General features: G+C 39.3%; 9 protein-coding genes and 1 pseudogene. 7 read left to right on the plus strand and 3 right to left on the minus strand.

From position 1 onward, the window contains the following. Nucleotides 1–152: 152 nt before the first annotated feature. Entirely contained in the window at nucleotides 153–1,094 is a 942-nt protein-coding gene (locus V7K35_RS13970; protein WP_335079877.1) for a hypothetical protein, read from the minus strand. A gap of 1,168 nt (nucleotides 1,095–2,262) precedes the next feature. On the opposite strand from V7K35_RS13970, the gene V7K35_RS13975 reads away from it, so the two are divergent. The 4 genes and pseudogenes from V7K35_RS13975 to patX all read left to right on the plus strand — a co-directional run bounded on the left by V7K35_RS13975 (nucleotide 2,263) and on the right by patX (nucleotide 6,000). Next, on the plus strand, nucleotides 2,263–2,994 hold the full coding sequence (locus V7K35_RS13975; RefSeq protein ID WP_335079879.1) for an alpha/beta fold hydrolase: 732 nt from the start codon (nucleotides 2,263–2,265) through the stop codon (nucleotides 2,992–2,994). Between the two features lie 94 nt (nucleotides 2,995–3,088). Then, nucleotides 3,089–3,646: pseudogene (locus V7K35_RS13980) on the plus strand (hemerythrin HHE cation-binding protein); the annotation flags it as partial. 195 nt (nucleotides 3,647–3,841) lie between these two features. Beyond that, nucleotides 3,842–5,650, plus strand: coding sequence for an FAD-dependent oxidoreductase (locus V7K35_RS13985; RefSeq protein WP_335079883.1), 1,809 nt, complete (start codon nucleotides 3,842–3,844; stop codon nucleotides 5,648–5,650). Between the two features lie 107 nt (nucleotides 5,651–5,757). Further along, the gene (gene patX / locus V7K35_RS13990; RefSeq protein ID WP_298911892.1) at nucleotides 5,758–6,000 is read left to right on the plus strand and encodes a heterocyst-inhibiting protein PatX; all 243 of its coding nucleotides are present in this window, start codon (nucleotides 5,758–5,760) and stop codon (nucleotides 5,998–6,000) included. 1,000 nt (nucleotides 6,001–7,000) lie between these two features. Here patX and V7K35_RS13995 read toward each other — a convergent pair. After that, a complete protein-coding gene (locus V7K35_RS13995; RefSeq protein WP_335079885.1) occupies nucleotides 7,001–7,900 on the minus strand; it encodes a ferritin-like domain-containing protein in 900 nt (299 codons plus the stop codon). A 404-nt stretch (nucleotides 7,901–8,304) separates the two neighbouring features. Between V7K35_RS13995 and V7K35_RS14000 the strand changes: the two genes are divergently transcribed. After that, the gene (locus V7K35_RS14000) at nucleotides 8,305–8,505 is read left to right on the plus strand and encodes a hypothetical protein (RefSeq protein ID WP_335079887.1); all 201 of its coding nucleotides are present in this window, start codon (nucleotides 8,305–8,307) and stop codon (nucleotides 8,503–8,505) included. 121 nt (nucleotides 8,506–8,626) lie between these two features. Here V7K35_RS14000 and glnA read toward each other — a convergent pair whose 3' ends face one another. After that, nucleotides 8,627–10,048: a type I glutamate--ammonia ligase gene (glnA, locus tag V7K35_RS14005; RefSeq protein ID WP_335079889.1), complete on the minus strand. Its 1,422-nt coding sequence runs from the start codon at nucleotides 10,046–10,048 to the stop codon at nucleotides 8,627–8,629. 358 nt (nucleotides 10,049–10,406) lie between these two features. On the opposite strand from glnA, the gene apcB reads away from it, so the two are divergent. Further along, complete coding sequence (gene apcB / locus V7K35_RS14010; protein ID WP_334793238.1) at nucleotides 10,407–10,916, plus strand: allophycocyanin subunit beta; 510 nt, start codon at nucleotides 10,407–10,409, stop codon at nucleotides 10,914–10,916. Between the two features lie 266 nt (nucleotides 10,917–11,182). After that, nucleotides 11,183–13,168: a Z1 domain-containing protein gene (locus V7K35_RS14015; protein ID WP_335079891.1), complete on the plus strand. Its 1,986-nt coding sequence runs from the start codon at nucleotides 11,183–11,185 to the stop codon at nucleotides 13,166–13,168. Nucleotides 13,169–13,329: the final 161 nt, after the last annotated feature.

Raw genomic sequence — 13,329 nt, forward strand, 5'->3', positions numbered from 1 at the left:
AATAAATCAGTGGGGGTTTTAAACCCGTTTATTCATCCGCTCTTATCGTACAGAAAACATTGCTGAATTCTGACGACTCTATTCTGTTTTATAAGTTTCAAATTCCTAACTCCTAACCGGAGGCGGAGTGTCTCCGGCTCCGCTCCTAACTATTAATTCTCTTCCCTTCCCTCAAGTAATTTAGTTGTTTCTCCACTCGAACCATATAGCTCAACGAATCTTTTAAACAGCAACGCAGTCTCGTGATTTGAAGTCCTGCTTAAGTTGAATAAACGCTCTATCTTTTTCTCACTTAAAGCTCTTAAATATGGCAAATCTTCAAAGAGTGTCAAACAAGAAGCAAAATGCAATATTATTTGTAATAATGGCTTTGGCCACTCTAGGTCACAATAAATATCTATAAATAGTTGATGTTCTGAGTCATTTAAGGGGAAAGCATGAAATATAACAATTATTCTTTTCTGATTATAGACTGGAATACTCAGTTCAATAGTGTAAGGAGTATGTAATATTAAATCTACCTCCACAGTCGGTTGTCGCCAAATTCTTAAAGGATTACCTGGCGAATCTAATATTGTTTTAAACTTGATTATTCCACCGCTATTTGTGGTTTCAAAATGGCTAATCTTAATAACTTTAAGATTATTAAGGCTAAATCTATGAACTGTTTCCAAATGTTTTAAGTTCAAGAGATGGTAGATTTGGCAAATATAAGGAAACGGTAAAATGTACTCCTGGCTAATCATGTGGAGCTTTTTTAATTGAAGCTTGTTAGCTTGCGTCCGAGCAAGATATTCTTGATACTGGCTGGGCGCTAAATCATTGCTATTAAAGCTTTCCTCAGGCTTAAGATATAGCCAACTCAAAAAAAAGAAAGAGGCTGTAAATAGCTGAAATATTTCTAGGGGAGATAAAGAACCATCAGCAAATGCAGCTATGCTTCTATCGGTTATTCCTAAAAGCCAAGATGGAATACCAAATACCCAGATATTACTTTTAATTTTATCAATAAATAGTGCTATATCGACATTTGAGACATTGCTATTTTTATTTATACTTAATTCATCATTTTTTTTCAAACAATTAGTAAACATAATATCGGGATTTTACTTGATACTACTAATACATAAAGTTAAGATTTGTATCAATTCTAAATACCAATCTATAGTTCCAACCTCTATCTTTAGATGTATATACAACTTGGATTTATTCATACCCACTGAAAATAAATTTTTATGAGTCTGGCTAAAAAATTTAAGCCCTTGTTTGATTAATCCTAAATTTTATGTATATCCAGCCATAATAAAATTATTTGGAACTCTTGCTTTTATAAGGATTCGACATTGTATTCTTTAATGAATAAATTCAAAGTAACAACTTTGCTAATATATTTCTGTTAGCTGAGATCAAAAATTGAAATTATTTCACCTTTACAAAAGCGGTATCTAGATATTTAGACAGGACTTACGCAAAAATAGCCAAAAAACTTAATTTATCGTAGACACGCAGTGGCTTACCGCAGGCTACCACCAACGCCAACGCGCAGCATCTCATCGAGTTGAGAAGTATTCGTAGAGTGTGCGTAAGTCCTATTAGAGTGTTCCAAAAAATAAATGATCCAAAACCTGTCATTGCGAGCGCAACGAAGTGTAGCGAAGCAATCCCAAGATATTGCGATTGCTTCATTCCGCTTTGCTCCATTCGCAATGACAATTGGGCACTTTTTTACTTGGAGTACTCTTAGAGAAAAAAGTTTATTTTTCCTGATATGAGAAAATTTTCTAAGTAATTAACATAAAAATATTACCTATATAAGTAAATATACGAATTTACTGAGATATGGGCGCTTTTATATAGCGCTTCCCATTCAGATTATATTGCGATGTGTAGGGGCACGCCAGTGGCGTGCCCCTACGCGTGTATATCACATAAACGAGAACCACTATATCAAAAGGGTATTTCTAACTCATCAGCAAGACAAAATCCTGTTAAACCTCTAGACGGGGGAAATTTTTGTATAACTTCACAGAGAAACGGTATTGAAACACTAACAATAATTATTTGCAATAATTTCTCTGATGTTGTAAGCTTTTCTAAAATATATTGAATATTTTTATCAATAAGTTTTTACAGGAGGTTTGACACGCTGGCAAGCCTGACTGGAAAAATCAGCTGTAATCAGATATAGGAACTTGGGATTATTCGTTACAAAAATTCTTAATTAATGAATTGAGAGTTTATTCTATTTACAGGAAAATCAGGATGTCTAAACTACCGGATGTTCTTTGGTTAAATACAAGCCCTAGTTTGCAATACTTTGCTCAACCACTACTTTGTTACTTATCATCTCAAGTAACAATCAAAGAGTGGAAACATGCTCAAAGTCAAGATGAAGCAAGTTCACTAGATGCTGCTGTTGTTCTGCTTCACGACTACCTCAAATCTTGCAATCAACCTGTTCATTTGATTGGTCATAGTACAGCAGGATTACTAGGTCTACTCTATAGCCGTCGCTATCCAGAAACAGTTAAGTCTTTGACGCTATTAGCAGTGGGTGTTGATCCAGCAGTTGATTGGCAAGCGCATTACTATATTCACCGTCAGTTTTTAAGTCACCAAAAGCTTTTGACTGATATGGTTTATAACTTGTTTGGTTATCAGGATAAATGCACTCTTAAGAGTCTGACACATCTTCTGGAGCAAGACTTAGATTGTTCGCTCTCTCCTCATTCTCTGTTTGAGAACGTGAGTATGACTCCAAACAGAGTTTCAGTACCTTTGATGGTTTGTGGTAGCTTAAACGATATTGTTATCACACCTGATGCACTGCAAGGATGGCGATCGCATTTCAAGGAAGGCGATCGCCTATGGTCATGTTTTGAAGGAGGGCATTTTTTTCATTTTTCCCAGTATCAGCTTGTAGGAGAACAGCTACTCGACTTCTGGAAGTTTATCCGTGTGTCAGATTCGCTGTATGCCTGTTTTCGACTTTAAGTAGTAGATGATAATACATCTCAAGAAAGATGCGCCGAGTCAAACAATTGTGAGAGCTTAATCGTGTCCTAAATTATTTCAGGAAAGTCTAGAAATGGTTGTAGCTTTAGATGATACCAAGCGGAGCGCGATCGCTACAGAGCTAGCAGATTTGAAAGCTATACAAGAGTTGCTAATTGCTAATGAACAAAAAGTAATACCTGCTGTAAGCAACGATCAAGAAATTAGCAAGCGCCTAAACGACTTTCTCAAAGATGATCAAGAAAATCTCACAGTAATCGAGCAAGTCATCTCTAAATTTGGTGGTGGTTCAGCCCAGCCTAGAGACACCATAGGGCAGTACATCGAGCAAGTAAATCGGATAATTGATGGAAATGAGCTAACACTGTACCAAAAGGTTTCTATTCACGAAAGGATTAAGCACCAAGCCGTAATGACTGGTTTAATTATCCATAAGGCTGCACAGGTGGTTGGTGATGATGTTAAAGAAGCTATTGGGCCACTCAATCAAGTGAACTTTGAAAATCGTGCCCATCAAGAACAATTAAAAGGTGTGTTGGAAGTTTTGGGTACAAGAGAACTTACAGGTCAAGACCCAGATCAAGGTGTTTGGGCGCGGACTCAAGATGCTGTTGCAGCTTTGAGAGGTGTGTTTGAGGGTTTGACAAAGTAAATACAACTGAAGACCGCCTCAACTTCTAGTTGGATAAGTGCCAATTGATAAAAATCGTAATAATCTCTTTTGATTTAGGGAATCCGATCGCGATCGCACTCAGTTTGAGATAAAAACTGGAATGCGATCGCTTTTTTTTAGGAGAATATGTCGGAACTCCAATGAGGTTAAGCAATGGTTAATCAGACATACACAGCTGATGTCTTAGTTGTTGGCGGGGGAACGGGAGGCACTGCTGCTGCTATCCAAGCAGCGCGTCGGGGAGCCAAAACGATTCTGGTGAGTGAATTTCTTTGGTTGGGGGGGATGCTAACTTCGGCTGGGGTGTCTGTACCTGATGGCAACGAATTAGAAGCTTTTCAAACGGGATTATGGGGTGCGTTTTTGCAGGAATTGCGACAACGACAGCCCGGAGGATTAGATAACAGCTGGGTAAGCTTTTTTAGTTACGATCCTCAGATTGGGGCAGAGATTTTTGCCGATTGGGTGCAGGAATTGCCAAATCTGGACTGGATTTCTGGACAAGTGCCAATAGAAGTGTTCCGCCAAGGTGATTCTATTACTAGTGTCCGCTTTGCTGATTTTGCTGTCACAGCCAAGATTATTCTCGACGCTACAGAATTAGGAGATTTATTGGCTTTAGCTGAAATACCTTATCGCTGGGGTTGGGAATTGCAATCTGAGTGGGAAGAACCTAGCGCCCCAGTGACTTTTAACTCTTTAACCCAGAAATATCCAGTGCAAGCGCCCACTTATGTAGTGATTATGCAAGACTTTGGTGAAGCCGTCGCCCCAGAAATTCCGCCTGCCCCTAACTACAATCCATCCCAGTTTACAGGTGCTTGGGATGGCTATGGAACAGAGACATTTTTGAATTATGGACGCTTGCCAGATGGCCGATTCATGATGAATTGGCCAATTTGTGGTAATGACTACGGCGAAGGAGTAGGGCGGCTGATAGAGTCAGATGTATCCAGAGGTGAATTCATCCAAGAATCTCGCTGGCACAGCCAAAATTTTGCCCATTATATCCAAAATCAGCTTGGTCATCGCTATGGTTTAGCAAAAAAAGTATTTCCTCACGCCCCTACAGCTTTTGCACTGCATCCCTATTATCGGGAAAGCCGCCGCTTAGTGGGGCTAACTACTGTCCGAGAACAGGATATTTTGCCGATTGCTGGAGGGAGAGTTGCATCTATATTTAATCATGGGAATTTTTGCGATTGCAAAGCGTCTTTGATAGGAGAAGCGATCGCTGTTGGTAACTACGCTAATGACCATCATTATCCTGGTGTTCAATTCCCACTGCAACCTAAATCTATTCGCTGGGGAGGACGTTGGACGGGAACTCCTTTTACAATTCCCTACAGTTCTCTAATTCCAGCCACAACAGATGGTTTCTTGGTTTGTGAAAAAAATATTTCTGTCTCCCACATTGCCAATGGGGCCACCAGATTACAACCTGTGGTTATGGGCATTGGTCAAGCAGCGGGGATGGCAGCGGCGATGTGTGTTGAGTTAAACTGCCAGCCAAGGGATTTACCTGTTAGAGCGCTGCAAACGGCTTTATTATCAGATAATCGCTCAAAAGCAGCAATTATTCCTTTGTTTAATCTTCCACCCAATTATTCGGATTGGCTGCACTGGCAACTGTATTACTTAAATAACCCACAAGCCTATCCAGCTAATGGTTATTGCCCTTGCCTACCAGGGGATGAGTACCCTGACTCTACTTTAGACAAGGCATTAATTCGGGAAAGTAACTGTTTCAAAGGCATTTTCTACCGTTTGGATCAGCAGGAATACAGATTCACTGTCACAGCACCAGCCGCATATCAAGGTCAAAATTGGCAGCTTGTGACTTTGCGATCGCATATCGACGAGCAATTACGCGATTATCCCCACGAACAATTAGTTACATTGTGGGGCCGTCAGAATCACTTTGGTAATTGGTTATTAGTCGAACATTTAAACAGAGGATAAGAAGAGTTTATTTTCAGTAAAACAGAATACTTTTTGATTAATTGTCCGGATATTCATCAAAAAGCTAAGTATCAGTGAAGTGGAGAGTTCCAAAATAGACATCTGCTATGCGTGCTGCCATTTCACTTTTAGTCTCGAGTCTGGTGTTAGGCCCCTTAGCTTTTAACTGCCAAGCAATGGTCAATCACTTATCTTATGCGCTGCCTTCTACGCCTGCTTCGGAACAGTGGCTATCGGCGGCATCTGAACAAAATTCAGATGATGCGCCACGTCATCGCGGTAGTGGGCGCAGAGAAGTGACGCAAAAATTCGGAATATATCTATGCTGTGGTTTAACTACTGTAGGGTAATGCCTCTTTTTCCAAAGCAACCAAAATACCAGAAAACAGGATATTGTGCTAATATCTTTTACACAAGTTTTCTGGCAGAGATATATACAGTTGACACCCGAAAATCTTCAGCGATCGCTTAGTATTTCAACTGCAAGCTTTGTATATCATAAGTTGACCTCAATCCTGCCGATCAAAACGCAAATCAAATTAAGTGCTTTGATCAACAGCATTACCAACTCCTCAAAAGCTAGACAACTGTTGCTGATATTCCTGGGAAACTCTGCGTCTTAATCCTCAACTGCTCTATAAATAGATAGGCTATCACTTAATCTAAAGCACATCTAATTCAGACATTTTGCTTGTTGAGGAAACAGTCTTAAGGCAACTTCACTTTATTCGCCAATAGGTTTTCTCATACATTGAGTAGCTGGCTATCTAGATCAGGAAATAATTGATCTTCGCTCCGACACCTATTTAGCATCCTTTGCCAAAGCATAAAATCCCTTTCGTTTTATCTGAATTTATGTAGGGCATAAATTTGCACAAGTAGTATACGTTTATTACACTTGGCAACAAATCTTACTATTCCTGACCTACTTTTGCACTCTGGATCGTTCTCCTCACAGATGGCTCCCAACGAAATAAATATTAAGAAGGATCTGCTATTTCATCTTAATCATTTAATTATTCTACACCCAAGGTCAGATGCAAAATATTGCATCTGACCTTTTTAGGTAAAGTTTACTTAAAGAAAAGGGATGGCGAGTGGGGAAGATGAGGGTACAAAGGGACGAGACTACTAAATCCAATGCCCCATGCCCGAATGGCACTAAGATAAGTCCAAAGTCTTGTTTTGTCTCGTTAAGAGCCTCCAGGCTGGGAAACTATTTTGGGAGGCTCCGCCTCCTCTTTCTTGACCAGAGGCAGAGCCTCTTGAAACTCGTTCCCAGTCTTCAGACTGGGAACGAGGTTACACAAGCCTTTCGGCTTTTCTTAGTGCCATTCCCCCATGCCCCTTTTACACTGTTGTTTTCTTGCGGTTATTCTCTTTTCCCTGGATGCCGTTGAGGAACATTGGCACAAACTTCTCGATAAACATCTGTGGATCGCGCTGCCAAGCTTTTTGTGCAGCCTGAATCCTAGTAAATTGCAACTCAGGCGCTAGCAAAGTCTGGGGTAAGCGTTCCATTAAGTACTGGGGACGTTGCCAAAGCGGCATGGTATTTGCCACTTCTACCAGGTTGGCAACTCGTCGCAGTTCTGCACCCAAGGTGATATCCATTCCAGATTCAAACGCTGCCTGTTCAATTGCAGCATACTTGAGTTTAGCTTGCTCTACCTTTTGCCGATGTTCTGGACTTTTATCTGCTATTTGTGCCAGCCAACGGTTACCCCAACGGACATGTCCTGCTTCCTCTGGCAGAATTTTTTCAATAGTTTCCCGAATTTTGATGTTTTCTTCTGTCTGCGGCGCTTGTTTCAAGGCGTGAATGTGGGCAGAAAAATACTCACAGCCCCGCTTTTCAGTAATATTAATTGCTGCTAAACCAGCTATCACACTGTCCTCTAAGTTGTGTTTTGGGTCATAGGTGTCTTTGTCAAGCAGCCGATCAAATTCATCGATATAGGAACTTCCAGGAGGAGTTCCTACATTGCTTCCCAGATCGATCAGCAAATCAGTTAGCCACATGGCATGACGAGCTTCATCCGAGATGTGATGAGACAAATCCCGCACCAGTTCCGGTGGCTGTCCATTCAGTTGTTCAATTACCTCAGTCAGGTCTTTGCAACTGCGTTGTTCGCTGTAACGGTAGCGGTTGAGGGTCATTAGATGGATTTCGCGATCGCATACCACCCGTTTCAATATCTCTCTCGCACTTAAAACATTCTGAAATTTACGTGGGTAGGTAACTGTCATAAGATTATGTAAATTTTTGTAAATCTTTATTTGATCGTAATTTAGTTTTTGCAACTGCTATCTTTGTGCCGCATTACCGAAAAAAAGAGTAAAAGTTCCAAAAATTAATCACTTGAGTTGAACTTAAGTGTCATACCTTTTAAATGTAAATAAAAGTAACGAATAAATGTTCCGTCTTGGGGAAGGTGTGTTTTTTGAGGTGAGACAAATCTCAAGCCAGATGATTTTAGTCGTCAAAGGTGACTTATAAAGATTTTCCGCCTTTGAGAGAAAAATAGCTGAGATTGTCAGCAAAGGCAAATATAATTTTTAATAAAAAGTAGCTTATGTTACAGAATTTTTGTTATATTAGTTTGTAGGAAAACCAAAAATTATATATTCACAAAATAAAGAGGACTATGATTATGTCTATCGCAGATAAATCTCGTGCGTTAATGGTGCGTGAACATCAGCAAGTCAAGAATCGCCAACAATCAATACTGATGCGGGCTGCACAAGAACTTGGTCTTCCTGAAGAAGCATCTCACTACTGGAATCCGATTCAAGGCAAGGTAGATGCTAATGCTCGGATGATTTATGGGCCCAGTCATGCTTCCATGAGCTAAGTTTCAAGAGTTTTAAGGTTGATTTTTTGAGTGAATGTCTCAACTGACAAGTCTGGAAAAAAAGCCACCCTCTACTATGGGGTGGCAAAACTTGTCAATTTTAGTTAAATACGACTGTTAATTAAGCATCGTAGTAGAGGTAAAACTCGTAAGGATGAGGACGCAGCTGCAACTGCTTGACTTCGTTACTTAGTTTGTAATCAATCCAATTTCCGATAAAGTCTTCCGTGAAGACGCCCGATTCGGTCAAGAAAGCGTGATCTTTTTCCAGTGCTTGCAACGCCAATTCTAAAGAACCTGGAGTTGAAGGAACCTTTGCCAGTTCTTCTGGAGAGAGTTCATAGATATTCTTATCTAAGGGTTCACCAGGATGGATTTTGTTCTTAATGCCATCAAGACCAGCACAAAGCATCGCAGCAAATGCCAAGTATGGGTTAGAAGTAGCATCTGGACAACGGAATTCTAAACGCTTGGCTTTGGGGTTAGTTCCAGATAGAGGAATACGGATAGAAGCAGAACGGTTTCCTTGGGAGTAAGCCAAGTTTACTGGTGCTTCATAACCAGGTACTAGGCGCTTGTATGAGTTGGTGCTGGGGTTGGTAATTGCCAACAGCGCTGGTGCGTGCTTGAGAAGACCACCAATGTAGTACAACGCCATATCGCTCAAACCAGCATACTTATCACCTGCAAACAGAGGTTGGCCGTCTCTCCAGATGGATTGGTGACAGTGCATTCCCGAACCGTTATCGCCAAAAATCGGTTTTGGCATGAAGGTGACGGTTTTACCGTATTTCTTAGCAACATTCTTGATGACATATTTATAAATCATCAACCAGTCAGCCGCTTCGATTAACTTCCCAAATTTGAAACCAAGTTCGCACTGACCACCAGTGGCAACTTCGTGGTGATGCTTTTCAATGGGTACACCTAATTCTGCCATTATCAACAGCATTTCTGTACGGATATCTTGGAAAGAATCCGTCGGTGCGACTGGGAAGTAACCTTCTTTGAAGCGTGGTTTATAACCCAAGTTGGGTTTTCCTTTTTCAAATTTACCGGAATTCCAAGCACCTTCTTCGGAGTCTAAGAAGTAGTAGCCTTCGTTGGCGGTTTGGGCAAATCTAGCACTGTCAAAGATAAAGAATTCAGCTTCAGGACCAAAGAAAGCTGTGTCACCAAGACCAGTAGAAACCAGGTAATCTATTGCTTTTTGGGCAATAACCCGTGGGCAACGGTTGTACCATTCGCCCGTGCGGGGTTCTTTGATACTACAAATTATACTTAGCGTTGGCACTTCCATGAATGGGTCGATCCAAGCAGTGTTGGGGTCGAGTACCATCGTCATGTCCGATTCGTTGATCGCTTTCCAACCTCGGATGCTGGAACCATCAAAAGGCACGCCATCAGTGAATGCAGTTTCATCGATTTGGTTTTGGTACAGTGTGAGGTGCTGCCAAGTCCCTACTGTATCGATGAATTTGAGATCAATCAGCTGAATTTTTTCGTCTTGAATTCTCTTCAAGAGTTCTTGTGGTGTTGTCATTGTTACTCCTTCTTTACCAATTTTCTAAAGTAATACCAGAATCTTCCAAAGCATCCTAACCCTGCTGATCTCAATCAAGCCGTGACACACCAGAAATATCTTAAATACTAGCCATTCGCGGATTATGTAGCTTATGTTACAGATGTCTGGATTCTCAGGTTATATTAACCTTTCGGTGATCATCTGTACAAAACTGGAAAGTTCATCACATAGGGGTCAACTTTGGCATAGAATCCTTAAATAGTCGATAGATTGTTTTTGTGCCGAATCTATTTTTAATAGCACAAAAATTTAATGGTGCATAAGTGCAGCCAAATAAATATCAAACCATAAATAGCAATGATTGGGAGAAAAAGGAATGCGCGATGCGGTAACAAGTTTAATTAAGAATTATGACTTAGCTGGTCGATATTTTGACCGGAATGCGATCGATAGCCTAAAGTCTTACTTTGACAGTGGTACAGCACGAGTACAAGCGGCGGCGGCGATAAACTCTAATGCAGCTGCACTTGTGAAGCAAGCTGGTTTACAGTTATTTGAAGAACTGCCAGAATTGATTCGCCCTGGTGGAAATGCTTATACGACTCGTCGTTATGCAGCTTGTCTGCGGGATATGGACTACTATCTGCGCTATGCCACCTATGCGCTGGTTGCTGGAAACACGAATGTATTGGATGAGCGTGTGCTACAAGGGCTACGGGAAACTTACAATTCTCTAGGAGTGCCTATTGGGCCTACGGTTCGCGGTATCCAAATTCTCAAGGATCTGATTAAAGAACAGGTGACAGCCGCAGGTGTGATTAATTCTAACTTTGTGGATGAGCCATTTGATCACATCACACGCGAGTTGAGCGAACAGGATATTTAGCATCTAGCTCTGGTGACTAGAAATCGCGGAACTATACAAACAAAGTTTGCATAAGTAGGCTTAATATATATCGCACTTTGGCTTGATTGGCAAGGTGCGTTTACTTTTATTAATGCAAAACTTTTTGTCTGACAAATTAATTAATAGTACTGAAAAAATTTTATACCTGCTATAAAGAAACTGCTATTGAAATTGTCCAAAATTGTGTCAGAGTTTATTCAGAGAATTTTGGTAATGGTGATGTAGGGAAAAATAGTACAGGTTTAGTGAGTCAACCTTATAAGGGAACAGATGCTATTCCTAATGGGACAACTGGACTTATTTATGGTCGAGTTCAAAGTGGTAAAACTAACACAACTATTGCAACTTTAGCACTAGCTCATGAAAATAACTTTCGTTGTTTTATTATTTTAACCTCTGATAATACATGGTTAGGAAAACAAACAGCTAATCGTTTTAATAATCAAGTTCAAGCAGGGCCTGTTTTCTTTGATTGGGAAGCATGGAAAAAAGACCCCACTGGTTTTGCAGATACTAAAGTTGCACCCTATATCAAAGATACAGGTGTTGTTTTAATTTCTACAAAAAACGGTCATCATTTAGATAATTTATTAAAGCTATTAATAGCAGCAAAAATAAAATATGTTCCTACTTTGATTTTTGATGATGAAGCGGATAACGCTAGTTTAAATACGAATGAATCTAAACAAGCTAAGAAAGGAAAAGATGCAATTGATGATAGTAAAATTTTTGAGACGATAGGTAAAATTCGTCAAGAGGTTATTAATCATATTTATATTCAAATCACAGCAACTCCTCAAAGTTTATTATTACAAAAGCTCTCTCAGCCTTGTAAGCCACAATTTTGTGCTGCATTACCAGAGCCTGGAGATAGTTATATGGGAGGTGAGTTATTTTTTGCTGAGAAAAGCAACTACTCTTGTATTGTAGATGCTGGAGAAATTAACGAACTTAAGAAACAAAAAGGTGCAATAAATCCTGGGAATAAATGGATAATTCCTGAAGGATTACGACTTGCACTTTGTTGCTTCTTCTTAGGTTCAATCTACAAAATGTTGTCTTCTGGAAGAGAAGATGATAAATATTCTTTTCTTGCTCATGTTTGTTATAAGCAAGATATTCATAGTATATTAGAAAAAGTTATTAGTCAATTTGTAATTAATTTAGATCAAGCAATTAGAGAAAAGAGTTCAGATACAGAAAATAAGCAAGCTCGCAAATGGTTAGATCAAGCTTACAAGGAGCTAAACAAAACTGCTAATAATTTACCTCCAATTACTGAACTTATAGAGGAGTTAAAGATTCAATTAAGACGTGCAATTCCTAAAATAATTAATGCAAATAACCCTGAAAAAGAGCCTAATTATAATCCTGGTATGAACATATTAATCGGGGGTAATAGATTAGGAAGAGGTGTGACCATTGATGGTTTAATGGTAACTTATTATGGGCGAGATACAAAACAAAAAATAATGGATACAGTTCATCAACACGCTCGAATGTATGGTTATCGTTCACAATTAAAAGATGTGACTCGCCTCTTTTTGCCAGAACATATACTAGACGCTTTTCGTTCTATTCACGAAGCAGATGAAGCGATGCGGCAAGCAATTGGAGATGATATTAATAATATAAAACTACAACCTGTTTGGATAGGAGGAAATCTTAAACCAACTCGTTCTAATGTTTTAGATCCTTCAGTAATTGATGTATTAGTACCAGGTTCATTAGTTTTTCCTCAAAACCCAGCCTATAAAAAAGATGAAATTGAGGATAATTTCAAAGAAATTGAGAACCTTTTAACAAATTACCAAGACAATAATCAATATTATGAAGTTGATATAGAATTTATTATTAAAATACTCAATTATACAAAAAGTCATTATGTCCTCTCGGAAAAATGGGAAGATAAACGTATTATCAAAGGATTAACAGATATAAAATCAAAGGGTATGACAAAGGGTCGTTTAAATGTTCGTAGAGGTGAAAGAAATAATAATCAGGGATTAGATATGACGAGAAAAGACCCTTTTGAGTGGATGTTTGGCTTCGGCTCAGGTAGGTGGTCATTAGAGGCTAAAGAAAAATATCCCGATGTCCCAACATTAATTATGTGCTATCAAAAAGGTGAAAAAAGCAAGAAATGGGATGGTCATCCTATATATCTACCTATGTTAGTTTTACCTAAACAAAAATTTGTTTTAATATTTAATTATGATGAGCATGAATAAGTGATATTTTGAATTAGCGAACACTAGATTAAACGCATTAGCTTATGTTATCTGAACCAGAACCGTCATCAGCCACAATTGAAGTTGCCGATGTTTGAAGTACTGATTATGGAAGAATTATTAACCCTAAAAGATTTGCTTGTTAAGAGCGATGTTCAAGG

It is taken from the genome of Nostoc sp., from assembly GCF_036917275.1.
In the GTDB taxonomy this organism is placed as follows: Bacteria; Cyanobacteriota; Cyanobacteriia; order Cyanobacteriales; family Nostocaceae; genus Nostoc.